This is a genomic window from Nostoc sp. GT001, from assembly GCF_030382115.1.
Classification (GTDB): domain Bacteria; phylum Cyanobacteriota; class Cyanobacteriia; order Cyanobacteriales; family Nostocaceae; genus Nostoc.
Window position 1 is genome coordinate 5551094 of the sequence record NZ_JAUDRJ010000003.1, and the last position, 25704, is coordinate 5576797.

Here is a 25704-nt window from a genome sequence, read left to right on the forward strand (position 1 = left end):
AATTTTATCTTTTTAAAAAGTTTTTTCCGCACAAATTAGCAGCAAGTAGTATTTCTACTTCTGCCTGTTCCATAGGTGGTAAGAAAAAATACCCTTGCCCATAATCACATTGTAAAGCCTTCAATTGTGCTAATTGGTCTACAGTTTCTATGCCTTCTGCTGTTACAGACATATTTAAATTATGGGCTAATGTCACAATCGCTCGAATAATTTCTAAGTTTTCTCCTCGACTACCTATACTGGTGACAAAAGAGCGGTCAATTTTAATGGTTTTGATTGGTAGGCGATGTAGATAACTCAAGGATGAATAGCCAGTTCCAAAATCATCCATGTGCATTTCAACATTCAGCGCTGTTAACTGGGAAAGCACAGTGGTAGCTAATTCAAAATTATCCATCAACAAGCTTTCAGTAATCTCCAATTTCAAACAGCATGGCTCCAGCCCAGTTTGCTGCAAAATATGTTTAACCTGTTTAAACACATCAGGTTGCGTAATTTGTTTACCAGAAAAATTTACGCTAATCGTCAGAGGTTGTGAGGTAGGAAATTGTTGATGCCATTTGTGCATTTGGTAACAGGCTTCATAAAGCACCCATTGACCAATACTAATAATCATTCCAGTTTCCTCAGCCAAAGGAATAAAATCTTGAGGGGAAATAAGTCCTCGTTCTGGATGATACCAACGTATCAGTGCCTCAAATCCAATAATTTTGCCTGTTGTTAGTGAAACAATTGGTTGATAATCAAGGCGAAATTCTTCTTGCTTGAGCAGCGCATTTCGCAGAGCAGTTTCTAACTCTAAGAGCAAAGCTGCACCCTCGTGCATCTTTGGATCAAAAACCTCATAACGTGCCTTACCAAGTGATTTTGCACAATACATTGCCACATCAGCATCGCGTAAAATCTGCGCTGCTTGCTCATAATCTGCTCTACTTAAAGCAATGCCAATACTAACATTAGTAAACACCCGATGCTCATTTAATTGAAATGGCAAAGCTAACACCTTTTTAATTCGCTCGGCAACCTGTATTGCGGTGTTGACATCCTCAATTTCCTCAATTAAGATTGTGAACTCATCTCCGCCAAAACGGGCAACTATGTCTCCACCTCGCAGAACTGACTTTAGCCGATGAGAAATTGCAATCAAAAGTTGGTTTCCTAGTAGATGTCCAAGGCTGTCATTAACTACTTTAAAGCGGTCTAGGTCTAAGAAGAGTACAGCAAATAAATAATTATTTTGCTGTTGAGCTTGTTCTATTGCCTGTTGCACCCGCTCCATAAATAATCGTTGATTAGGTAATCCAGTTAGCCCATCATGAAGGCTATTGTGCAGTAATTGTTCTTGTGCTTCTTGACGTTTAATAATGTCTTGTTGAAGTTGTTGATTAACTCTAATAAGTTCAATGGTGCGTTCTAGCACCAACTGCTCAAGCTGATAACGATACTGGACTAATTCTTCCTCTGCTAGCTTCCGCTTAGTGATGTCACGAACAATAACAATATACTCTCGTAGCAGAGAATTAAATGGCTGAGAAATCGTCGATTCAACAATTCGCAAACCTTGGTTAATTTTCAAGCTTTGCTCGCTTCTAGTAGACCATTGCTCCGGTTTGCCGCGATAGCATATTAGAAGTTGATTCAAGTTTTGCCCAAGTAACTCCTGAATACTTGTTTGAAATAATTCTTCAGCAGCTGCATTTGTCTGAGAAATTTTTCCGTCTTCATCTAATACTAAAACAGTATCTGGAACCGTATCTAGAGTAGTGATAAATAGGTTTCTTGCTTGTTTGCGCGCTTCATCAATAGCAATGATTTGTGGTAAAGTTGTCCAGCAAGCGATCGCAACTCCCGTAAAAGAAAGCGTCACTAATAAAATTGCAAGGAAAGAATTTTGAGGATTATTAGAAAGTCTATCTAAAAAATCACGAATAACCCAACTGATTGTGGCAGTAATACAAATCAATGATACTAAAACAATCACTTGTAATACTACAAAATCTGGATTATTTCTAATAGACTTAGTATCGTAACGCTGTGTCCACCAATTTGGATGTAATGGCGCAAATCTTAAGCGACGTAGCACTAAATCTCCGCTCATCAAAATAATGGGTAATAATAATCCCGCTAAGAAATCTCTCCAGTTCCAAGCTAAACCTCCCACTATTAAAACTACCGCCTCTACCAAGAAAAAACTAAGTGACCACCAAGGCCATAACACGTATGCTTTGCCACGACACATCCATAATCCCAGATGTAGACCCATAATAGACATGAGATAACAGGTGCCTGCTACTGTGACAAGTTGAGGTACATTTCCCAAATTTAGACAAAGCAAACTGAGGAGAAAGGTAACTAAAATAGCAGGACCAAGGACACCTTGACGGGAAACTAATGTAAATATCGGAGCAAGCTGTCTGTCTAAGGCAAGCTGGTATAATATCCGAGGAGAGTTAGAAACTGCTGTAGCAGAACTTAGAAGGCAAGATATAGTAATCAGAAGTGTTACTAGAAAGGGGGCAAATTCACCCCAAAAAGGCTTAGAAGCTGCTACTAGATTTAAGAACGCATCGTCACCTATTCTAGGATTGGGAGCCGAACACATTAATACCCAAGAACCACCTAGAAACACCGGAGGAATTAACCAAGCAGCTACGGTTAAAAACTTTAAAGTTTTATATGGATGGCGACTATCAGCAATAAAAGAAGAAGTGGTTTCACAAGCATAAATTGAATAGCTAGCTAGAAAAAACCACTTTGTCCATTCTTCAAAGCTTAGGCTATGTGTGCTAGTTGGGGAAAATTGAAAACTAGGAGATGAAAAGGCTAACCATAATACACCTTGAACACAAAACAATAACAGTAATAAAATCGCTGGGAATACAAAAAATAAATGTAGAAGCGCCAAAGCACGGGTGCCACTGAAGGCTAAAATAAATGGAATCGCTGTAAATAAGACTTTTAAGAAAGTTTCTGGACAAGAAATACCTAATGTTTCAAAATTGACTTTAATTAGGTTGGTTAGAATAATTGCATACAGTGCTGGTGCTGCTGCCCAGCTAAAAAAGTATCCTAATGCTACGTAACGGCCTAAGCCAGGGAAGTTCTTTAATAGCCTTGTGGTATAGTTTGGTGTTCCTCCGGCAACATCTGACCAATGTTTACCTAGACTTTGTACCTGCAAGTTAAGCAAGAAAGAAATAATCGTGCCAAAAAACCAAACTAAGATAGCTTTCGGCCCTAACGCTGCATGAATGATGGGGGCAGTACCAATCCATCCAACATGACCAGTTAACCCGAAGCCCCAGGTTTCGAGATAACTTAGAGTCCGTGGTAGGCGCATTAGCAAGTGCTGATTGTTGTCCGCCCGTGCAGAATCGTTACTAACCATTGTTTCTTAGTGAGATTTACTGACCTTTTCACTCAATAGCTGAATCTCACCGATTATAGCTTCCGTATAACTGCTGAACTTTAGAAAAGGATAACTCATTTGTCACTGAATTGGTAATTTTAGATTTTAGATTTTAGATTTTAGATTTACTCCATACCTAAAGTATTTTTCTTCAAGAAAGAATTTTAACTTTGAAATTTGAGATTTGTTCCACGTAGCTTGTTTATCGAGGAGTAAATAGAAATTCTCTTTCTTCAGACCTTTGTAAAAATCGAAAGGTTCAGATTTCCAACCTAATTTAATAGACATCTAGAAATTAATTATTTATTGCCTGAAACCCTTGTGAAGACGTAGCACTGCTACGTCTTTACATTCATATCTCTAATTTCATAAATCAGAAATCATGTTGTTCATCAATGATTAACTAGAGCTATAGCTTTTGCAACAACTCCTGAGTTAATTGCAAGAAAGCTTTTGAACCTGCTGATTGAGGAGCATTTAAAACAGCTGGCATAAAACTATCAACAGCTTTAGCAACATTGACATCAACTAGGTATTTGTACCTTACAAATTTTATCGACACCAAAATCTTCGACAACGCGGTGCATTACTTGTTTATAGTATCTACCAGTGAGCAGGTTAGCACTGGACATACTAAATACAATTCCCAACATTTTTATATCTATCTTGGTTTCATGTCCGTGACTATCTTTTAATTGGGCAATTCGTCTTTCTAGCAGTTGAATACCCACTACAGATAATGGTTCGGGTTTAGCAGGAAGTATGTAGAAATCGCTGGCGGCTAAAGCACTACGAGTCAATAGATTATAGCCAGGGGCGCAATCGAGAAGGATAAAATCATATTCTTGACGTACTGGTTTTAAGATGTTATTGATTAAGACCCTTTCAAAGCGATTCCAAATCGTTTCAAAGTCCTGTTCGCCTAAAGCAGTTGCTTGCTGATGCAGCATTTCTGAAACAACAAATTCATCATATAAATCGATGTCTCCGGGTAATAAATCTAGTCCAGGAAGATTACAAACCTGGGATTGAACAATATCCTGAATTGTGAATTTTGCTTGGGGATCTGGATTGATAACTTCGTCTATCAGATACCTAAATGTCTTACTTTGTTTACGAAGCTTGGCAAAATCTAAAGGCGACATCAAACTGAGTGTGGCGCTAATTTGGCTGTCTAAATCAAGAACCAGCACCCGCTTGCCATGATTTTTAGCTAAACAGGTAGCTAAGTTGACCGTGAGGGTGGTTTTACCAACACCACCTTTCATATTGGCAGTAGCAATTACATATCCCATTGATTGAGTCCTCTATTGACGCATTCCCACTGTCTGTCAAGAAATAATTGAGGGGTGCGGATTGTTTTCTAGTTAACGCTAAAGCACAAACTACGAACCGATCAAATCAAACTTGACAGACTACTAGGTAGCGTACACCCCTGCTAATATCTTAAATCTTCCATTAAATTTAATATTTTTGGAAATTCAAAATATTGATTTCAGCGATGTTGACTCGATGAGGCAGCAATATGTAGTTGGGTTTTTAGCTGGAATTGTTCTAGGAGAATCCTTTGCTCCATAATGATAATGTTTGGCTTAATGTCGTAAGAGCGATCGCTCTCATTAAAGCAATTATAGAGGTATTGACAAATACAGTAGCCTTAAATCAATTGTGAGAAAATAATAGTGTTGTGAATATCACTAAGTATTGGGTGCAAAATGTGGATGCATTTGCTAATTGAATTGAACGAAGCCGATCGATAATTTCGTGAAATCAAAGGCGCATTTACACACAAACTTATAAGGTAATTAAAATGACTTACGATTCAGAAGATGTAGAACAAATACTGCAAAAAGCACTCACTCGTAAAGACAAAGGTGAATTTTCACGAGAACAGCTTTTAGAAATGGCATCTGAGTTAGGTATTTCTTCTAATATTTTGGAAGCAACTGAACAAAAGTGGTTGGCTCAACAAGAAGAGGAACGTTTACGACACAGATTTAATACTTTCCGACGCAGAGCCTTTTGGACACACTTTGTTTCTTTCCTAGCAGTGAATTTATTCCTCATTCTCTTAAATTTAATCACTAGTCCTAGTTATTTTTGGGCTATTTTCCCAGTATTAGGATGGGGGTTAGGATTATTTTTTCATTGGTGGAGTGTTTATCAGAGTAAATCAGAGGATTACGAAATCGCTTTTCAGAAATGGCGTACACAAATTTAACTTCTCCTTGAACGATCAATCTTAGATATTCAGCGATCGCTGTTGTCTAAATTTGTGCCTCCTTCTAGATAAAATCTTCTCATGAACTACTCACATTCACTGCCAGGGGTGAGTGTGAGATTTGTAATTTATAGGGAATTGCCTCTGACATCGCAAAATAGGTAAATTTGGGCAACCTTAAACTTAAGGAGTTGTGTAATCACGCCCTTTGATCCTTATCCTTGTGCTTGCCAATTTGCCAAAATAAAGCTGTAGGCTAGAATAACTACGCTTTAAAAAGCTTGATTGCCTAAACTCAGGAGCAAGGGTCGGCTGGTTAATAAGATAAAAGGAAGGGAATATGGACAATAACAACTGGTTGCAACAGCTAATGATGGTGGGTCTTGGTACAACGTCTATAGTCGCAGAAAAACTGCGGCAAGTCAGCGATGATTTAGTCAAAGACGGTAAGCTCAATCCTGAGCAAGCCAAGGCGGTAATAGATGATATTGCCCAGCAGTTAAAGTCGGAACAGGGAAACTTCGATGTGCAAATGCAACGGCAAATGCGAAATATGATGCAGGATTTGGGGGTGGCTCGCCAGTCAGAAGTGGACGAGCTGAGGGGTAGAATAGACCGTTTAGAGCGGCAATTGCGCGATTTAGAAAATAAGCTTTGGCGTTAGAATGTCCTTTGTGATTTAAACTAAATGTGTCCTGTTGGTAATCTTTTTGCCAGGATACCTAAGTAAGGAGAACTGATTTTGAAACCAATTTTCCTCAGCGTGGCGTTCATGCTGGTGTGTGTTGTGCTTTTGGTTGTGGGGCAAGTAGGAAGTAAACAGAATACTGCCATTGCTGCCGAGTTAACCCAAACGCCGCCAGTATCCACAACTGTAACTGAAAACAATATCTTAATTGCGAGTAATACTATGTCTGATGCTAATGCCGTAACCACTCCCTCTGGATTAAAGTATGTGGAGTTAAAAGAGGGGACTGGGGCAACTCCTAAACCTGGACAAACGGTTGAAGTTCACTATGTCGGCACTTTAGAAAATGGTACTCAGTTTGATAGTTCACGCGATCGCGGTCAACCCTTCAGCTTTAAAATCGGTGCTGGACAGGTAATCAAAGGTTGGGATGAAGGACTTAGCACCATGAAAGTAGGCGGTCTTCGTAAGTTAATCATCCCATCTGATTTAGGCTATGGCGCTCGTGGTGCTGGTGGCGTGATTCCACCCAATGCAACTCTAATCTTTGAAGTGGAATTGCTGGGAGTTAAATAGGGATTGGGGCATTGGGCATTGGTTTCTCCCAGTTCCCAGTCCCCAATTCAATGGCTAAATTTTTAAATTTTGAAACTTTGTAAACTGTGGATTGAACAAAAGTTTCGCTGTACCCGTAGGCCCGTTGCGGTGTTTAGCTATAATAACTTCTGCAATACCGCGATCGGGAGTATCGGGAGAGTAGTACTCGTCGCGGTATAACATTATTACTAAATCCGCGTCCTGTTCGATCGAATTGTGAACTATGATGTTATTCGCAACAAAGTTATGCAAACCAGGAACCGTAAGATCAAAGACTTCTTCCTCGCCGCTATATTCAATTGAAATTATTTCGTCCCAATAAACATCACTTTTGGCAAGAGTAACGAGTTTAGATGATTGAACAACTTTGCCGACTTTTAAAGCTCTTTCCCGACTTAAATTTACTTTGTAAAGAGTAGAGCCACAATACGAAATTCCAATAGAGGCTTGCAATATCCGTGTGGTGAAGCCAATAGCCTGCATTGCAGGTACAACCTCTATTTTCCAAACATCCTTCGGAATTATATCTCTATTAGGGTTGTGAATACTGTTTTCAAGGTGTTGGAAAATATCTTGGAGTGAACGTAGCTTATATTCTCCAACTGCTCCAACATGAATAATAAACAACTGGAGATCGGGCTTACCAGTGATTATTACATGATGTTGATTTCTGCCTTTCCCAACTTGAGGAACTGTCCTTAGTGTTGCGTTAATGCCAAGTCTTAATAAAAGTGTCTGTATATCAAAAGCTAGTCTCTGGCTACTCGTTGCATAATATGCAATAGGTCTTAAGTTTTTTCCTGCAACCAATTTTATACAGCCATCTGTACTCCAAAGGTGTCTTAAAAAGCAACTTATTAACTCTTGAGGTTGTGAGAACAATTCTTGAGGTACAAATTTTTCATAAGACCTTAAACCAAAAACACCGAGAGAGTCTAGCCATTTGGCTATTGGATTTCTTACATGATGAGTTAGATTCTGTGCTGCGGATAAGTAAACTTGATACCACCCACGTTCAGGTGAAATTCTAGGAACAATTGAATCTCCAAAAACTTCTGTTGCCAAGAAAGCAACATTCTGAGCTAAATCTATCTCTCTGGTAGTGTACTGTATGGCATGACGTGGTAATGTACAACCGTCGCCAATTAAATGTCCTAATAATGCAACTTCCGCATAAGTCATGGTTTGTTTACCAGAACTAGGAAGATGTCTTGGTAAACATAGATGTTGTTTAGGAGTTAATTCATCAAGTCTTTTCCAGCCATTAATTGTTAAAAATTTGTGATTACCTGTGGCACGGATTTTTCGACCCAATCGAGTTGTTAAAGTAAACAGAGGCTTTACACCAGTAGAAAAAGCATTGCTAACAATTGCTTTTTCTAGCTGCATTGTAGCTTCGTTCAACGCCCAAACTGCAAAACCAGATTTACCTGCTAATTCCTTAATTGGTACTTGCAGTCCGTCTGGAGCTAATGTTACCAAAGTATCACCTGCCAAACAACCGGATTCTCTCAAATCAGATAACATTGGACGCTTGTTTGTGCGTGCTTCCACTCCTCGACTCAACTGAGATAAGGCAATAACTGGAACAGATAATTCCCGCGCTAAACCTTTGAGTTGACGCGTAATTTTTGATAATTCTTGTACGCGATTATCACCTGCTCCTTCCATCAATTGCAAGTAATCTATTACAATTAATCCTAATTCAGTGCCAATTTCAGCTTGCAGTCTTCTTGATTGACTACGCATTTGTGTAACTGTAATATTCGGCGTGTCATCAATATAAATTGGCATCTCGGAGAGGATACCAATAGCGCGGCTTAAAGGTTCCCACTGCGTTTGACTCAGGCGACCAGTTCGCAAATAACTACTTTCAATTTGCGCTTCACTAGCTAATAGACGTTGCGTCAGTTGCTCTTTGGACATTTCCAAGCTAAAAAAAGCAACTGGTAATTTATAAGAAGCAGCGATATTATGAGCTAGATTCAGACAGAACGCGGTATTGTGAACACAGATATCATTGGCGACAAAATTGTGTGTTTCTGGGATTGTTAAGTCATAAACTTGTTTGCATCCCATCGATTCAATCGAAACTATTTCATCCCAGTACACATCACTCGCTGCTAACTGTTGAAGTGGCGAATTTTCTAAAGTACTTGCTAATATCCAAAGCCTTTCTCGTGTTAAAGCACGTTTCCCAACATGGATATTTGAATACCCTTGAATTCCGGCACGTTGAGCTAAAAAAGTCCAAGGTTCATTACCTTTAGCTGTTGTTATCTGTTCCCAAATTTCTATTGGAATGAGGTCACGATTTGTTTGATATCTCTTTTTAGCTATTGCATCTGCGACTTTAGTTAATGCCTCTTCTTTGCCAAAAATACCAATTTCTGAGATAAAATTTTTGATGCTCTGGGCATCAGTAATATCTAATTGCCAAGCTTGTCTGCGAGTGTCTTTATATTTCACAGAGCGTTTTTTCAGACTGGCAATAATTCCAAATCGCAATAACAAATGTTGTATTTGTCTAGCTAATTTTTCGCTGACAGTACAGTAGCCTAACTGCGATTGACCGCTTGTAAGTACTGTAGCCCATCCATCGGTTGCAAATAAACGATTGAGGAATAAGGAAACTTGCGATCGCTCCAATTTAAAAATAGCTTGCGGAATGATTTTGGCATCAGCTTTTTTGCCCCATAGTCCTATGTTTTCCAACCATGTTGTTAAAGGATTCTTTTGCCCTTGAGACATAGCTGCATAGAGTATTGGGGTGCGTTCACTCCTAATTTCTATCCTAACTTTCAACTTGGGTGAAAAGCTGATAACAGCGTCTGTGAAATCATTTTGGATGCGAGAGTTAATATTAGTAAATTCTGGTGTTGAATCTGTTAAGCATCCATCACCTATGAAATATGCCAATAATTTAACTTCACACTCGCGGATAGTTTCTGTACCAAATACATTAAGTTTACGAGCTACAGCAATTTTATCCCCTACTCTTAATTCTGAAAGTTGTCGCCATCCATTGATGGTTAAATAAGGATGGGTGATAGTACTTTCAATATATCGTCCTAAGCGAGTAGTAACACTAAAAACTGGTTTAATGCCGTCATTAACAAAGGCTGAAGCTTGAGTTAAATGAAACTTCCAATCATTTCCTAAAGTTATTAACTCAGCTTGCCGACGATGATATATTTCTTTAATAGTTGAGATACTCCCGTCACTCAAAAGTATTTCCACATTTTCATGCAAACATTTCCCCATTGATGGGCGGCCCGCGATAATAATCAAATCAGAACGCTGAAAGCCGCTAGTCATGGCATCTAAATCGTAAAATCCGCAGGGAATTCCAGGTAAGGCGATGCCTTGATTTCGATCTTCAATATCCTGAAAATTATTAATTAGAGTATCAGAAATGTGAACTAAACCCGATTGGGGACGCTCTTGAGTAACGCCGAATACTTTCTGTTCTGCTTGATCTAAAACCTGTGGTAACTCGGTTTCTGTCTCGTAACCAAGATGTACAATTTCATTGCCAGCTTTAATTAACTGTCGCCGCAGGTATTTTTCCATCACCAACCCGGCTAACCCGTCGATGTTCACCGCTGACACTGTGCGGTCTACCAGAGTTGCTAATTTATTTCTGCCACCAATTCGAGCCAGTAACTCGTGGTCAGTCAACCAACTTGTGACTGAGAGCAAATCTGTGGGTTTACCTTGGGCATGGAGCCTCACAGCTGCTTGATAAATATCTTTGTGAGCGCTAATGTAAAAAGCTTCAGGAAGAAGGCGATCGCTAACTCGACTAATCGCTTCTGGATCTAGCAAAATACCACCCAAAATCGCTTCTTCCGCCTCAATATTTTGTGGTGGGAGGCGATTGCTACCATCGCCTTGAAAACTCAATTCTTCAGCCATAAACGATTTTAGTTTTGAGATTTTGCTAGAGACGCGATTAATCGCGTCTGTACAGGAGTTTGGAGTTTGTATTTACCCTTACTTTCCCTGCTTCCTATGCTCCCACTGCTGTCTCCTAGCTAGCAACGACTTGAATATCGACTTGCGCCGCTACTTCCGAATGCAGCTTAATTTCGGCTTGATAAGTACCAAGGTGGTTAATATCGGGGATGGTAATTCCACGCCGATCGATTTCCTGACCTAGTGGCTGCCTTAATTGCATCTACAACATCTTGGGTGGTGATAGTACCGAAAATTGCTTCGTTTTCACCAACTGGCTTGGCAATTGTCAAGCTGCCAACTTTTTCTAAAGATTCTTTTTGCTCAAGAGCTTGTTGTCTAAGTTCTAATTGCCGTTGACGCTCTTGCTCGCGACGACGCTCTACTTGCTTGAGAATACCAGGAGTGGCATTGGTTGCCAATTTCTGGGGAATCAGATAGTTACGAGCGTAGCCAGGAGCTACTTCCACTAAGTCGCCAGATTTTCCCAGCTTGCTGATATCCTGATTTAAAACTAACTGCACGCGTTTCGCCATCGTTTTTCGTTTTTCCTGTAAAATCTGATTAATTTGGGTGGTTTTGGGCAGCATTGCTCACTAAAACAGTGCTGTTAGCAGTAGCGGGGCCTTGAGCCAGTGCTGTTGCAGTAGCAGGGCGTTGTAGCCAGTGCTGAGTAAAGAGTCCTGAATAACTAGTGTTTTTTCAGAACTTAGAACTCCTGAAATGAGTATATTTTCCCAAGTAGCTTTGCCCATACCCTAAAGCTTACAGATCCTAGCGAAAGGAAGGGTGCGATCGCAACTATTCGCGCTAGAAAGTTGGAGGCAGGGGAGGCAGGGGAGGCAGAGGAAAAGGTTAAAGGTTAAAGGGAAAAGGGAAAAGGAATAAATTTAATCTTACCCCTTTTCCCCTTACCCCTTTTCCTTTCCCCATTCCCAATGCCCAATGCCCAATATCTAAAAGTTATTTTTCATTTCTCGTATTCGCGCAAAGGTTTGCACTCCATCACTACCTTTAACGGTTGATTGTAATGATGGCTGATCCCAACGTAAAAAGGGATTAGTTCGCTTTTCCATTCCCAGCAGCGAGGGTATGGTAGCTTCTCCTCGACTACGGTAAGTTTTCACTTCGTTGAAACGTCTTTGTAAGTCGGCATTGTCGCCATCCACAGTTAGGGCAAATTGCAGATTTCCTAAAGTGTATTCGTGGGCACACCAAATCCGCGTATCATCTGGTAAAGAGCGTAATTTGCTTAAAGAATCTACCATTTGGGTTGGTGTTCCTTCAAATAAGCGACCGCAACCGCCAGAAAATAAGGTATCACCGCAAAATAAATCGCCTGTCTCACCAGATTTTTCGGGGGGAAAGTAGTAAGCGATGTGAGCGCGGGTATGTCCGGGAACAAAAATAACTTCACCTGTGCGATCTGCAAACTGGACGCGATCGCCTTGTTGCAAAAACACCTGCTGTCCGGGAATTCGCCCGCGATCTTCGACGCCACCGTAGACTGTTAGTTGCGGGAAGTGTTCTATTAATTGCTGATTGCCACCTACATGGTCATTGTGGTGGTGTGTGTTGAAAATTGCCACCAACTCAACTTTTAACTGTGCAAGTTGCTTTAGTACTGGTTCAGCCTCTGCTGGATCGACAACAGCAGCAATTTCTTGCTGGCGATCCACCAGCAAAAATATGTAGTTATCTGAGAGTGCCTCAAGCCTGATTACTTGCATTACTTAATATCTCCGTTTCCAGTAAATACTTTGGAATCTATCAGCAATCTTAAATATCTCAGTGAGAAAAGGTTGAGAAAGCCCATGAATACTATGATAGTATACAACCGTAATAATACTTAAAATACACTAAGTAACTATAAATTATAATCTGGGCATATCAGTAAAATTTCTCTGGAAGGAAGTGTAAAAGCTAAGTTAGATTTATTCTGTTCTTTTTGTCCTAAATTATCTTTTTTACTCAAAAACACAAAATAAACTATCGATTTTTTTTTGTACATACTAATTATTAATACGGAATCTTATAGATTCACTTTGTATTCTTTATAAAAGATAGATGTTAATAACGATAAATATAGCAATCAATCATGGTAAAAAAAGATGAGCTTTCCAATTTTTTCTTTGCAGGTTCATAAATGAAGCTAATCCATACAACTAGCTGGTATTTTCCAGATACATCAGCCGATGCTGAAGTATACTTAGATTCACTACTGCATGGCTTACAAGTACATGGACTAGAAAGTATTGTTGCTGCTCCTAAACAGGGTACAGAAGAAGATACCTACGAATACAATGGCATCTCAGTTTATCGTTATCCTGTTTTTCCCAACCCCAGCAAGATACAGGTACACAAGCAGCTACCCCACGGCGGCTTTGAAACTTTTGCTAATTGGCTAGAAAACAATCGAGCCGATGTCTACCATCAACACTCATGGCGATTTGACTGCGGTTTACATCATCTTGCTCTCGCCCGCCAGTTAGGGATGGCTACTGTAGTCACCGTCCACATACCTGAGCCTATATGTCTGCGTGGTACGATGATGCGCTGGGGTGAAGAACCTTGCAATGGGTTGATTGACTCTGTTAATTGTAGTCAATGTTTGGGAGTAGCAAAGCAAGTATCGCCTTGGATGCTCAAGGCTTTAGGTCAAGTTCCCTTAGATGTTGGCATCGCAGCAGAAACAAAATTACTTACCTCTAAAAATTTCAAGCTGCGTCTACTTGGTAAAACTCTTGGTATTCCTACCCTAGTGTCTCAACATAGACGGAATTTGATGCAACTAGCAAAACTAGCCGATCGCATTGTTGTAACGAGTAATTGGCAATACAATGCTTTTGTTGCAAACAAGGTTCCTCCCGAAAAACTTACTGTCTCTCGCCAAGGTGTTGCTAACACTTTTAAACGTGAAGTAACACCAAACAAACTACAAAACTCTACATTAAAAATTGGCTTTTTGGGCGCTGGCAAGAAACTAAAGGGGTACAAGTTTTAGTAGAAGCCGTACATAGTCTACCGAATGATGTACCTGTAGAGTTAATTCTTCATGCTACTCATCCGGGAAAATACGGTGCTGCCAATCGTGAAAAAGTTATGGCGATCGCGAGATGCGATCGCCGGATTCGGATTGCTGAACCACTTTCACGCGAAGCAGTACCAGAGGCATTAGCAGGTTTCGATATACTAGCAATACCGTCGCAGTGGTTAGAAACTGGCCCCATAGTTGCTTTAGAAGCACAAGCTATGGGCATTCCCGTACTAGGTTCAAATTTAGGAGGAATTGCTGAGTTAGTCCGCCACGGCATCGATGGTTGGTTAGTTCCAGCCAAAGATGTCCAAGCATGGGCACAAGCGATCGCAACTTTAGCCAAAGACGCCGATTTACTAGCTAAATTACGTCAAGGTATCCAACCAGTACGTACAATGGATACTGTTGCCTCAGAGATGTTGGCACTTTACCATGAAATCTTAAAAATTCCTCAGAAAAATTTTGTATCTTGATGGATTGACAACTAATTTATTTAGTTGCTCCAACTCCGACAAAACAAATTAAATTACTATTTGCAGATTTATCAACAGCTGACAAATCCTGGGAAAACTAAATAAAAATAAGTATAAAAATAGTGAGAAAATTTTCTAAAATATCCTTGTTGGTTTCAGATTTATCAAGTGCAGCGATTCTGCGTGCATACTTGATAGCAAAAGCTCTCAATCAGTTAGGATATGAAGTTGAAATTATGGGTTTTTTATTTGGAAAGAACTTCTATTTAAATTTACCATCCGAATTCAACGTTTATAACTTACCAGGCAAAGATTTTCCAGAGTTTTTTGGAGAAATTCAAAAGTTTTTACCAAAAATCAATGGCGATATAATTTATGCTGTCAAACCCCAAATAGCAAGTTTTGGAGTTGGACTATTAAGGAAAATATTCACTAGAAAGCCATTAATTTTAGACATAGATGATTGGGAACTCAGCTGGCATGGCGGTGATAACTGGCATTATCATCCTACACCCAAAGAATTAGCTAGGGACTTATTGAAACCACAGGGCGCACTCAAAAATCCTCATCATACTTTATATGTGAAATGGATGGAAGGTTTGGTAAGTCACGCTGATGCTGTGACAGTGCATACTAAATTTTTGCAGCAGCGTTTTGGTGGTACATTTGTTCCGAATGGCAAAGATGTTTCTTTATTCGATCCCGCTCAATATGATGCTGAATCCAGTAGGGATCGTTATGGTTTATCTGAATATCGGATTTTAATGTTTCCCGGTGCGCCAAGACCTTATAAAGGTTTAGAAGATGTTCTCATCGCGCTCGATAAACTTAATCAACCAGACTTGAGACTAGTAATTGTAGGTGGTAGTCCTTATGATGATTATGATAAACAACTTCAACAAAAGTGGGGACGTTGGATTATCAAATTACCTAAGTATCCAGCCGACGTTATGCCTGACTTGGTAGCAGCTGCTCACATTGTAGTTGTTCCCCAGCGAGATACTCCAGAAACTCGCGCTCAATTTCCCTTGAAGTTGACAGATGGGATGGCAATGGCTAAACCTGTATTATCAACGCGTGTTGGAGATATTCCCCAACTTTTAGGTGATACTGGTTATTTAGTCGAGCCTGGTTGTCCTGAGCAAATTGCTGAACAAATTCAATTGATTTTTCAGAATTTAGAGTCAGCAAGCCAGAAAGGTATCAAGGCAAGAGAAAGATGTGTCGAACACTATAGCATAGAGGCTATGGCTTCTACGCTCAAGTCAGTAATTGCTCAGTTGTGAATAATATTAATAATTAAGTTAAATTGGCATAAAAATACCCAATGTCTACCAGAAAACTAATACTAAGATTCGCCAAACCCTATCCAGGTTTAATTGTCCTAACAATGCTGTTGGGATTTTCTGGTGCTTTATTTAATGGTGTCGGTGTGACTTTGATTGTGCCAGTAATTTTGAGAATTGTTGGACAACCAGTAGATTTAACTGGTTTTCCTCCGATTCTGAAAGCTGTGATGTTCCCATTTGATAATCTTCCCGAAAATTATCGGAATTTGGGAATGGCTGGAACAATTATATTTATAATTTTATTAAAAAATTTATCTAGTTATTTTAGTATTTTAACATCGAGTGTTTTCACTCGGAAATTAAATGCGGATATTCGGGAAGCTAGCTTAGAGTTATTGCTAGATATTGATATAGACTATTATTCAAAAACGAAAGTAGGCGATATTATTAATCGCCTTGGTTCGGAAACTGCCCGCACGTCTAGCGCTATCGGGAGTATTATCAATTTAATTATTTTAATAATTACAATTTTAGTTTTCGTTGGTTTATTATTAGCAATTTCTTGGCAGCTAACAATCGCAGCAACAATTCTGTTGGGTTTTATAACATTAATCAATCAATACACAATTAGTAGAGCGAAAAAATTTGGTCAACAACTATCAGAAATGTCTACATCTTATTCCATCAGTGTTTTAGAAACATTGAATGGAATTCGTCTGGTAAAGTCAACTGCCAATGAAGACAGAGAATATCAAAAGATTACCAAATTAATCCGCGATCGCGAAAAAGCAGATTTTCAATCTCAGGTAAACTCCCAAGCGATCAGGCCGATAAGTGAGGTAATGGGAGTAGTAGCCTTACTTCTAATTGTATTCTTGAGTAAAGCTTTCTTTGCCAACCAGGTTTCTTTCCTTTCAACGGTACTACTGACATATTTATTAGTATTACTGCGACTGCTGCCTTTGGTATCTCAGTTAAATAGTCTTCGTAGTAGCTTTGCCAATAGTTCTACTAGCGTAGAAATAGTGAGTGAGTTTTTAAGTCGCGATCGCAAGCCGTTTATGAAAAACGGTAATATTCTATACAAAGAATTAAAAGAAGGAATACGTTTTAATTCACTTACCTTTGCCTACCCTAGTCATGAAAAGTTAGTACTCAAAGATGTAAATTTATTTTTACCCCGTGCTACAACTCTCGCTTTGGTAGGCGGTTCTGGTGCTGGTAAATCCACCTTGGCTGACCTCTTACCGAGATTTTACGATCCGACATCTGGCAGTATCTCTATCGATGGCACAGACCTGCGTGATTTTGATATCAAATCTCTCAGAACACACATGGGAATTGTCAGTCAAGATACATTTCTCTTTAATGACTCGGTGCGAAATAACATTGCTTATGGAAGACCTGAAGCTACAGAAGATGAAATTATCTCAGCAGCCAAACGAGCAAATGCTTATGAATTTATTGATAAATTACCTCAAGGATTAGACAGCCAAATTGGCGATCGCGGCGTCATGTTGTCTGGTGGACAAAGGCAAAGATTAGCGATCGCTCGCGCCCTGCTGCAAAATCCCGAAATTTTGATTTTAGATGAAGCCACCAGCGCTTTAGATACCGTTTCCGAACGCTTAGTACAAGCTGCACTCGACGATCTGAGTCGCGATCGCACAACCCTGGTAATTGCTCACCGCCTTTCCACAGTCCAAAAAGCCGATCAAATTGCCGTTTTAGATCAAGGACAGGTGGTAGAAGTGGGAACCCATGAAGCACTTTTACAAAAAGGTGGTTACTATTCACGCCTCTACTCAATGCAATTTGCCGATCAGACTGAAGTTTCCACCAAAACTAATCCCAGCTTTAACCGCATTTCTCACGAACTGCGTACAAGGCTTAATTCAATGATTGGTTTCCTGGGACTATTAGTTGACGATCTAGTAGACAATTCCCAAGAACGGCAGGAATTAATTGACCAATCATACAACTCAGCTTTAAGAGTTCTCAACGCCATCGATCTCTTCAGCGATGTAGTTAACCTGAAAATTAACTGGCAGTTATCGTCAGATATAGACCAAAATCAAGATGAACATAACCAGTATCAAAACTTTAGTCATATCTCAGATGAGTTTCGCACGCGTCTCTATCCTCTGATTAGCTCTCTGCACTTGTTGGTCGATAAATTAGAATCCGAACCCCAAAAACAAAATCTATTAATTGCAGAATCTTATCAATCTGCTATTTACCTATTAGATATATTAAAAGTTTTTGAAAATAAAATTTAATTTTAGTTAATGTCAGGAACCAAAATACTTATATCACAATCTTTAAAAACCTATCATCCCCAAAAAAAAATGATAAATTCTTCAAAGAAAAATCAATATATTTTTTACACCGGAGAGCTATCATTAAAGCCGGACACAGCACACGAAATTCATGATGTTCTTTGTGCCAACGCAGCAGCTAACTTAGGCTACTCCTCAGTTTTAATTTATCAAGATAAAAAAAATTCTTCTGTTAATCTATTATCGTTAATTTATCCTTATCAACCCAAAAAACCTGGAAGAGAATTTATTGAATTTTACGATGTTCAAGAAAAGCTCAAAGTTGCAGCATTGCCAATGCCTTGGCCTATCGATCAAATAGGTGGTAAATTTACCAATTCTAGTACAGTAGTAACGAAATATTATTTACCAATTCATATTCTACCTCATACTAAAGTTGTCCATACACGAGATTGGAACTTTGTGAAAGCCGCAGTCAAAAATAAAGTTCCTACAATCTATGAACGTCACTACTTTCAAGACCGAAAATTTGAACAAGATATCATCCACAGTCCCTATTTTAAAATAGCCATAACTCAGTCAGAACCCATCCGGCAAAGCCTAATAGAAAATGGAATGCCACCGGAAAAAGTAGTTTGGCTACATAACGGATTCAATCAATCATTTTCAATCAGACAGCCCCAAGAAGCCGAAAGGTGGCGGCAAGAATTACTTATAAATGGACGGAAGCATTTAGTTGTCTATTCAGGCGCTTTGTATCCTTTCAAAGGAGTCGATCTCTTAATTGATTCTGCTAAAGAATTGCCAGAAATTCAGTTTGTAATCACAGGAGGAACAGAAGCACAAGTACAAGCATATCAACAAATAGCCAGAGATAAAAATGTCGAAAACGTTAAATTTTTAGGCTGGATACTTCCACGAGAACGATTAGTCAGCTTGTTTCAAGCAGCTGATATTTTGGTTCATCCTCACTGCGCTGGAAAATCAGCAGATTTCACGAATCCAGTTAAGTTTTTTCAGTATATGGCTGCTGGCACTCCTATAGTTGTAACTGAGATTCCACCTTTAATGGAATTCAAAACATCACCTTTGATTGCCAGTTGGTGTACACCAGATAACCCGCATAAACTTGCCCAATCTATTCAACATACTTTAGAAACTTATCCCAGAAAAATAGAGGGTTATGCAGCTAGTATAGATTTTGCCCAGCAATTTTCTTGGGAGAATAGAATTACCAAAATATTAAGCTACATAGAAGAAGATCAACGTCCACCAATTTTAGGATAACGGTACAAAAATAACCGAATAAATACGATTTATGACTATTAAAACTGTTGGCATGATTAGCAGCTATTCAGGTCTTGCTAAAAATAAAGATTGGTTATGGCAACAAACTCCGCACTACTTTGGTGTTTGGAAGAATATGCAAATGTTGAAAATGGCACAAAAGCCAGATTTTATGTTGCTATATCAATTTGATTTTCCCCAAGCATCGCCGCAAAAGTCTTGGTTAGATAGTTTTCGCAAACAGCAGCAAAAACCAGTAGTAAATGTTGAATCTCTACTGCGTGGTGTCAACAAAGAGCGAATTATTTATTTGCTCAGAGAACCGCCTTTAGATGAGGTTGTAAAAATAACTAATCATAATTATCAAGAAGCCCAGAAGTATTGCGGCTACGTTTCTGGGCCTGATGATTTTGCTCCCATTCCTGACTATATGCCTGCTATTTGGTATCACTCAAATTCATTTCAAGATTTAAATGAAATGCCACCGCCCCCAAAAGTTGCCCCTTGTAGTTGGATTACTTCGGGAATTAGCCGCACGGCCAACCATCGCCAGCGTTTAGATTTTTTACAATCTTTGCAATCTAGTGGCATGAAATTTGATTTGTATGGGCGTAACTTACCAGAATGGGCGAACAGTTCAGGAGAACTAGGTAACAAATGGTATGGCATGGCACCATACTATTACAATTTGGCAATTGAAAACTATGCTGATAATAATTGGTATGTGAGTGAGAAACTTTGGGATAGTTTACTTGCTTGGTGTTTACCAATTTACTATGGTGGCCCGGCTGCTGATAAATTATTGCCACCGGGTAGTTTTTTGCGGTTGCCCAGTTTAGATGAAAAAGGCATTGCCTACATCCAAGAAGTGACAGCTACACCTGATGCTTGGTATGCTGCCAAAGATGCGATCGCAGAAGCACGTCAAATCATTTTACACAAATTAAACTTGCTGAACTGGTTATCAAACTTTGTCGATCAACACTCATAAATTATGAATGGTATTTGTACCCTTGGCAATGATTATGTTTTCGATCAACTGGTGGCTTTGCTCAACAGTATTGATATTATCTTAGGTCCAGAAACTCCTGTTTGTATCTATCCTTTTGACGACCGCACACAACGGATTGCTGACGAAATAGCTAAACGCCCAAATGTATTTCTTTACGATGACCAAGAATCAATCGACCGCTGGGATCAATTTATGTTGGCAGCAGCACCAGAACGATTGAATCGGAGTAAATCTCGTCTTTATGGCGCTCACCGTCGTTTTTGCGCTTTTGATGGGCCATTCGAGAAGTTTATCTATTTAGATGCAGACACTTTGGTAATGAAGTCACTTGCAGGAGTGTTTGAAAAGCTAGATAGTTATGATTTTGTGGTCTACGATTTTCAATTTACAGACGTTAGTAAAATATATAATGTTAATTCTCCCAAATTACTAAAAGTTTTTGAGCAAAAACGCATTGATTCCGAAATATTTTGCTCAGGCTTTTATGGCGCAAAAAAAGGGCTATTTGACTCAGAAAAAAGAGATTGGTTAATATCACATTTACAAAATGGCGAGTCAGAAATTTTGTATGGCGGTGCTGGCGAACAACCATTAATCAACTATATGGTAATGAGGTCTAATCTTTCTATTTATAACTTTGCTTGCCAACTGCCAGATAATCAAAAAACAGGATGTTCTGCTAGTTCTAAACACTTCGAGGAACGAGAACATATTCTTTACGATCGCGGTAATCAACTAACTTATCTCCATTACATTGGGATTCCTCCTAATATCAATCAAGCAGTCTGTGCGGGAGAAAATATTCAGTTTCCCTATCGAGATTTATTTCTCTATTATCGTTACTTACACGAACCAGAAAAGCGTCCAGTATTTACCAATCCTCCTAAAAATTATAATGACGCTCCAGCACCAAATTTGCTTACCAGAGCTTTGCAAAAACTTAAGTTAATTAACCAAGGATAATTTATGAGTAGGGGCATTTATATAGTTGCCAATGACCGCGTTATCGATAATGCTATTGCTCTACTCAATAGCATTCGTTACTATGACCCAGAAGTTACTATTTATCTCATACCTTTTAATGACAATTATCACAAGGTAGCAGAACAGCTTGCTACCTTACACAACGTCCAAGTTTTCCCAGATTTAGAACTTATTGATACCTTTACCAAACGCATCGGAGAAATTTTTGACCGAGATTTCCTCGCCTTACCCAACAAAATGCGAAAACTGGTGGCGTGGTTTGGGCCTTTAGATGAATTTATTTATATTGATACGGATATTGTCGTTTTTGAAAAAATTGCCGACAATTTGGACAAACTTGCAGAAGTCGATTTCTTCTGCTGTGATTACCATCATGCTAATGAAAAGCTGCGAAATATTTTTTCCCCATTTGTGAAAGAACAGCAAATTTTTTCCGATGCCCAACTTCAAGATGTTTTCAACAGTGGTTTTTGGGCTTCGAGAAAAGGAGCTATTACCGAACAACAAATGGATGAAGCTTTACGCGAGTGTGCAGCACATCGTGAATATTTCGATTTTTCTGAAGGGGTTACAGACCAACCCATTTTAAATTATCTTGTTCTCAAACTAATTTCTAAACGTGGAAATCTCGTCAAAATTCCTGGGGGAGGGCCTGGTAGTTGGGCAGGATCGCAAAATTTCCAACAGCAAGATTACGCCCTCTATGACCGAGGACAACGACTCAAATATCTCCACTGGGCTGGTACGCGGATGAAAACTGGTAGTCCCTATTGGCAAGTGTGGGAACACTATCGCTATCTTCATGAGGGTAAATTTGCCTTCATCCCCAAACTGACTCGCCGTTTATTTCCCTTTGTTTCTGCGCGTACTTAATGTTAGGAGTATTACAATGATTGATGGTATTTACACCTTAGCGAATGATGTTGTCTATGACCAACTAGTTGCTTTGCTCAACAGCATAGAAGCTAATGCTGGTAGAGAAATTCCTGTTTGTGTAATTCCATATAATGACCAGCTAGAGAAAGTAAAGGCAGAAATTGCATCTAGAGATAATGTTACTTTGTTTGAAAATTCTGATTCTATAGCTTATTGGGAGGACTTTGGCTCTCGGATCTGGAAAGCTCACCCAAGGGCGTTAAAGCTATGGCGAGAATATGGTTTGCCAGATAATTATCGCATAGAAAGACATCGAAAGCTCTGCTGTCTAGATGGCCCATTTGACAAGTATATCTTCTTTGATGGAGATACCTTGTTGATGAAATCACTCGATGATGTTTATCAAAAGTTGGATGAATATGATTGGATTACAAATGACTTTCAATATAGATCCGATTTGAATTATATTTTCAACTGGAAAGAAGATAAGCTAGCAGAGATTTTTCCTATAGAAGATATTAGGAATCAAATTTTTTGTTCTGGTTGGTTTGCTTCTAAAAAAGGTGTTTTTAATGATGCTAATTTAGCAAATCTACTAGCAAACTTAGAAGCAGGTGAAGCTGATGCACTGGCATGGGCAGATTCCGATCAAACAGTTCTCAACTATTTAGTTTTACGTAGTGGAATTTCTTACTACAATTACGCCTATCACGGTAAAGCGACTGGTTGCCATTGGACTTCTAAATTTGATGTTGTAGATAATATTCTTTACGACCAAGGGCAGAAATTGACATACTTACACTATATGAGTGTATCTTCTTCAGCTTTTACGAGGCTTTGTGGGGGTGAAGATGTTGATATTGCTTACCGCGATGTTTTCTTATATTATCGCTATTTAAAATCACCTGAAAAACGTCCTCAAAGCTTTAAGCGCCCAAGCAAGCTAACACTTCTCCAAAAGTCCACTAGTAGCTTTATTCAGCAAAGAATAAACAATATTAAGCTAAAGTATCGCAACTTCAAGCATAGAATTGCTCAATAAAAATTAAAGAGAGTCTGAAACTCTCTTTAATTTTAAAATATTAATTTCCTACTCTTTTCTAAGAAAAAGAATCTAAATCTAAAGATTGCATACCTTCACGTTCTATAAAGGTCATCATACTTCCCAGCTGCAACCAAACTAATAAGCAAGTAAACAGACTAATTGGTAGACCGACTCCTAAAGCCAAGGATGAGGGAAAGCCAAATATCTCTAAACCTGAAGACATAAATAGACAAGTACCGCCTGTTATGCCGATAAATGGTACAAGTAATTGTTTCAGTGAGGAACGTGGCTGAGTATTTTCTGCTCGTTCGTTTGGCCAGTTCTGCACAATTACTTTCAAAGTGCCAGATAATGCCAAACCAGATGTTAATGCTATCAAAAAGCCAACAAGTAAGAGAAAGTAAGGCGGTTGCTCAGGAAAATAATACATGAAAACTCCTAATTTATATTCAAGATTTTTTACTTTTTATTTGTTGACTGGTTCTCAGCAAAAGACCCAATTAATGTCGTTTTTGGCAGGATAGCGGCTGCCCCTTCTCTGGATAACTCTGTTAAAATCTCGATCGCTACATTTAATAAACGATCCGGTTTTAAGTCATCTTTAACCAGGTTCCACAGGCGTTGGACATCTTCGGTGTGCAAGCGGTCATCTTCGGTGAGAGCAAGTACCAACTGTCGCCTTAGAAACTTGCCTTCTTCCGACATTAAGTATTGAAACCCCATCTGCGCTGTGGGCAATACATCAAAGTTGTTATCAGTACGAGCGATCGCAATCAAATTCTCTAACCGCTGCCACTGAAATTTACCATCTTTGAACAATACATTCAATAATCGTCGTCTTAATTCTGGCGATTCTCCTGTCAGCAACCGCCGCGCTATATACGGATAACCCACTTCCACAATTTTGAAATCGGGGTTAAGGCTAAGGGCAATACCTTCTTGGGTAACTAGAGAACGAATAATCAAAGCAAACTTTGCCGGAACTCGGAAAGGATATTCGTACATCAGTTCCGAAAATTCATCGGTAATAGTTTTGAAGTTAAAATCTTTGACATTTTTGCCAATAGCGTTTCCTAGCACCGCTTCTAATGCTGGCACTATCGGGCAAATATTCGTATCTGGAGTCAGAAACCCTAATTTTACAAAGTCTTCGGCTAAGTCGGTATAGTCTTTATTCACCAAATGCACTAGTGCATCGACCAGGGTTTCTTTGGTGCTTTCTTCCAACTGATCCATCATACCGAAGTCAATATAAGCCATACGACCATCGGGTAAAGCAAATAAATTGCCAGGATGAGGGTCAGCATGGAAGAAGCCATATTCTAAAAGCTGTTGCAATCCTGATGTAACGCCAATTTGGATAATCGCTTCTGGGTCTACACCTGCTTCGCGGATGCGTTGAGTATCCGTCAGCTTGAAGCCGTCAATCCATTCCAGGGTTAAAACGTGGGTATTGGTATAACGCCAGTAAATACTTGGAACTTTTACTTGTGGGTCATTGTGGAAGTTGCTAGCAAATTTCTCGGCGTTGCGGCCTTCATTAATATAGTCAATTTCTTCAAATAACTTTGTGCCAAACTCGTCCACAATTAAAGTTAGGTCGTGACCGAGATTTAAAGGCAACCAAGGAGCTAGCCAGCCTGCTGCCCAACGCATCAGATATAGGTCGCGTGTAATCACCGGGTGTAAGTTAGGGCGTTGCACCTTCACGGCGACTTCTTCACCGCTAACCAGACGACCGCGGTAAACTTGACCCAAGCTAGCAGCAGCGACTGGATTAGGTGACAGTTCGCTAAAACTTTCGTGAATTGGACGACCTAGTTCACTTTCGATAATCTGGTAAGCGATCGCATTATCGAAAGGTGGTAACTGGTCTTGTAACTTGATCAGTTCTTCTAAGAAATCTTTGCGTATCAGGTCAGGCCTAGTAGAGAGGGCTTGACCAACTTTAATAAAAGTCGGGCCGAGGCGGGTGAGCAGTTCTCGCAACTGGATAGCTCGTTTACCCTTGTTCTGCTCAACTTTATCTTGCCACTCGTCCCACTTCAGACCGAATATAAATCCTGCAAAGGAGGAGATAATTCTCAGCACTCGCCCCCAGGCTAGCCACGGACGGTAACTATAGTAGCGAGCGATCGCATCTGGATTATAGAGTTTTAGTTGAGCAGGTTGATACTGACCCACGCCTTTTTTTGCCTCTTCAACTGAAAAATTTACAATGATTGTTTTTCTCCTAACCCACAAGTTAGTTGCAAGTTCAGGATAGCGGTAGTCTTTTATCTAAAACAACTAGAACTCTATCCTTTGGGGATAGTGTTCGAGGCGATTTTAGCATCTGTTACTGCCTACATTTGTTTATCTTTTTCTTAATTATACTTTATAAAACTACAACTACTTATCCATCTTTTTGATGATTTTATCTTTTCTTAACTTTAATTTATATAAATATAAATATGTACCTATATATGCAAATTGAAACTCAGTAACCGCTTACAACATAAAGATCCCCGGCTTCTAATAGAAGCCGGGGATCTTCGTACTATGTTTATT

The 25704-nt window shown here is 39.4% G+C and carries 17 protein-coding genes and 2 pseudogenes; 12 read left to right on the forward strand and 7 right to left on the reverse strand.

Features of this window, described 5'->3' with window-relative positions:
* Positions 1–4: 4 nt before the first annotated feature.
* Together QUD05_RS26350 and QUD05_RS26355 are read right to left on the reverse strand one after the other, a co-directional pair.
* A complete protein-coding gene (locus tag QUD05_RS26350) occupies positions 5–3388 on the reverse strand; it encodes an EAL domain-containing protein (protein ID WP_289798669.1) in 3384 nt (1127 codons plus the stop codon).
* Positions 3389–3818: 430 nt separating this feature from the next.
* Positions 3819–4704 (reverse strand): annotated as a pseudogene (locus QUD05_RS26355) (ParA family protein).
* A 515-nt stretch (positions 4705–5219) separates the two neighbouring features.
* Here QUD05_RS26355 and QUD05_RS26360 point away from each other — a divergent pair.
* From QUD05_RS26360 to QUD05_RS26370, 3 genes are all read left to right on the forward strand, one after another.
* Positions 5220–5630 carry a 2TM domain-containing protein gene (locus QUD05_RS26360; RefSeq protein ID WP_094352174.1) on the forward strand — a complete coding sequence of 137 codons (411 nt, stop codon included), beginning with the start codon at positions 5220–5222 and terminating at the stop codon, positions 5628–5630.
* Between the two features lie 340 nt (positions 5631–5970).
* On the forward strand, positions 5971–6294 hold the full coding sequence (locus QUD05_RS26365; protein ID WP_094352173.1) for a phasin family protein: 324 nt from the start codon (positions 5971–5973) through the stop codon (positions 6292–6294).
* Positions 6295–6372: 78 nt separating this feature from the next.
* Positions 6373–6894 carry an FKBP-type peptidyl-prolyl cis-trans isomerase gene (locus tag QUD05_RS26370; RefSeq protein WP_289798670.1) on the forward strand — a complete coding sequence of 174 codons (522 nt, stop codon included), beginning with the start codon at positions 6373–6375 and terminating at the stop codon, positions 6892–6894.
* A gap of 54 nt (positions 6895–6948) precedes the next feature.
* On the opposite strand, the gene QUD05_RS26375 is transcribed toward QUD05_RS26370, so the two are convergent.
* The 3 genes and pseudogenes from QUD05_RS26375 to gloB form a co-directional block, all read right to left on the reverse strand.
* Positions 6949–10833, reverse strand: coding sequence for a replicative DNA helicase (locus tag QUD05_RS26375; protein WP_289798671.1), 3885 nt, complete (start codon positions 10831–10833; stop codon positions 6949–6951).
* A gap of 115 nt (positions 10834–10948) precedes the next feature.
* A pseudogene (gene rplI / locus QUD05_RS26380) lies at positions 10949–11408 on the reverse strand (50S ribosomal protein L9).
* 420 nt (positions 11409–11828) lie between these two features.
* Positions 11829–12602: a hydroxyacylglutathione hydrolase gene (gene gloB, locus QUD05_RS26385; RefSeq protein WP_289798672.1), complete on the reverse strand. Its 774-nt coding sequence runs from the start codon at positions 12600–12602 to the stop codon at positions 11829–11831.
* 416 nt (positions 12603–13018) lie between these two features.
* Between gloB and QUD05_RS26390 the strand changes: the two genes are divergently transcribed.
* The 9 genes from QUD05_RS26390 (at position 13019) to QUD05_RS26430 (ending at position 23151) form a co-directional block, all read left to right on the forward strand.
* Entirely contained in the window at positions 13019–13876 is an 858-nt protein-coding gene (locus QUD05_RS26390; RefSeq protein WP_289798673.1) for a glycosyltransferase, read from the forward strand.
* Positions 13822–14382, forward strand: a complete 561-nt coding sequence (locus tag QUD05_RS26395) for a glycosyltransferase (RefSeq protein ID WP_289800084.1) — start codon at positions 13822–13824, stop codon at positions 14380–14382. The genes QUD05_RS26390 and QUD05_RS26395 overlap by 55 nt, the downstream gene beginning before the upstream one ends.
* 122 nt (positions 14383–14504) lie before the next feature.
* Positions 14505–15668, forward strand: a complete 1164-nt coding sequence (locus QUD05_RS26400; RefSeq protein ID WP_289798674.1) for a glycosyltransferase family 4 protein — start codon at positions 14505–14507, stop codon at positions 15666–15668.
* Positions 15669–15709: 41 nt separating this feature from the next.
* A complete protein-coding gene (locus QUD05_RS26405; protein ID WP_289798675.1) occupies positions 15710–17950 on the forward strand; it encodes an ATP-binding cassette domain-containing protein in 2241 nt (746 codons plus the stop codon).
* A 69-nt stretch (positions 17951–18019) separates the two neighbouring features.
* On the forward strand, positions 18020–19237 hold the full coding sequence (locus tag QUD05_RS26410) for a glycosyltransferase family 4 protein (protein ID WP_289798676.1): 1218 nt from the start codon (positions 18020–18022) through the stop codon (positions 19235–19237).
* A 31-nt stretch (positions 19238–19268) separates the two neighbouring features.
* Positions 19269–20228 (forward strand): glycosyltransferase family 10 domain-containing protein, encoded by a 960-nt coding sequence (locus QUD05_RS26415; RefSeq protein ID WP_289798677.1) that lies wholly within the window; start codon positions 19269–19271, stop codon positions 20226–20228.
* Positions 20229–20231: 3 nt separating this feature from the next.
* Positions 20232–21212, forward strand: coding sequence for an Npun_R2821/Npun_R2822 family protein (locus tag QUD05_RS26420; protein ID WP_289798678.1), 981 nt, complete (start codon positions 20232–20234; stop codon positions 21210–21212).
* A gap of 3 nt (positions 21213–21215) precedes the next feature.
* Entirely contained in the window at positions 21216–22106 is an 891-nt protein-coding gene (locus QUD05_RS26425; protein WP_289798679.1) for an Npun_R2821/Npun_R2822 family protein, read from the forward strand.
* A 16-nt stretch (positions 22107–22122) separates the two neighbouring features.
* Positions 22123–23151 (forward strand): Npun_R2821/Npun_R2822 family protein, encoded by a 1029-nt coding sequence (locus QUD05_RS26430; protein ID WP_289798680.1) that lies wholly within the window; start codon positions 22123–22125, stop codon positions 23149–23151.
* A 58-nt stretch (positions 23152–23209) separates the two neighbouring features.
* On the opposite strand, the gene QUD05_RS26435 is transcribed toward QUD05_RS26430, so the two are convergent.
* Both QUD05_RS26435 and QUD05_RS26440 read right to left on the reverse strand, forming a co-directional pair.
* Positions 23210–23584 carry a hypothetical protein gene (locus QUD05_RS26435; protein ID WP_289798681.1) on the reverse strand — a complete coding sequence of 125 codons (375 nt, stop codon included), beginning with the start codon at positions 23582–23584 and terminating at the stop codon, positions 23210–23212.
* Positions 23585–23613: 29 nt separating this feature from the next.
* Positions 23614–25338, reverse strand: a complete 1725-nt coding sequence (locus tag QUD05_RS26440; RefSeq protein ID WP_289798682.1) for an ABC1 kinase family protein — start codon at positions 25336–25338, stop codon at positions 23614–23616.
* Positions 25339–25704 lie beyond the last annotated feature (366 nt).

Coding starts and splice junctions, on each gene's coding strand:
- QUD05_RS26350 (WP_289798669.1), bottom strand. CDS start 3,388: ATGGTTAGTAACGATTCTGCACGGGCGGACAACAATCAGCACTTGCTA.
- QUD05_RS26430 (WP_289798680.1), top strand. CDS start 22,123: ATGATTGATGGTATTTACACCTTAGCGAATGATGTTGTCTATGACCAA.
- QUD05_RS26415 (WP_289798677.1), top strand. CDS start 19,269: ATGACTATTAAAACTGTTGGCATGATTAGCAGCTATTCAGGTCTTGCT.
- QUD05_RS26390 (WP_289798673.1), top strand. CDS start 13,019: ATGAAGCTAATCCATACAACTAGCTGGTATTTTCCAGATACATCAGCC.
- QUD05_RS26375 (WP_289798671.1), bottom strand. CDS start 10,833: ATGGCTGAAGAATTGAGTTTTCAAGGCGATGGTAGCAATCGCCTCCCA.
- QUD05_RS26420 (WP_289798678.1), top strand. CDS start 20,232: ATGAATGGTATTTGTACCCTTGGCAATGATTATGTTTTCGATCAACTG.
- gloB (WP_289798672.1), bottom strand. CDS start 12,602: ATGCAAGTAATCAGGCTTGAGGCACTCTCAGATAACTACATATTTTTG.
- QUD05_RS26365 (WP_094352173.1), top strand. CDS start 5,971: ATGGACAATAACAACTGGTTGCAACAGCTAATGATGGTGGGTCTTGGT.
- QUD05_RS26425 (WP_289798679.1), top strand. CDS start 21,216: ATGAGTAGGGGCATTTATATAGTTGCCAATGACCGCGTTATCGATAAT.
- QUD05_RS26360 (WP_094352174.1), top strand. CDS start 5,220: ATGACTTACGATTCAGAAGATGTAGAACAAATACTGCAAAAAGCACTC.
- QUD05_RS26410 (WP_289798676.1), top strand. CDS start 18,020: ATGATAAATTCTTCAAAGAAAAATCAATATATTTTTTACACCGGAGAG.
- QUD05_RS26435 (WP_289798681.1), bottom strand. CDS start 23,584: ATGTATTATTTTCCTGAGCAACCGCCTTACTTTCTCTTACTTGTTGGC.
- QUD05_RS26405 (WP_289798675.1), top strand. CDS start 15,710: ATGTCTACCAGAAAACTAATACTAAGATTCGCCAAACCCTATCCAGGT.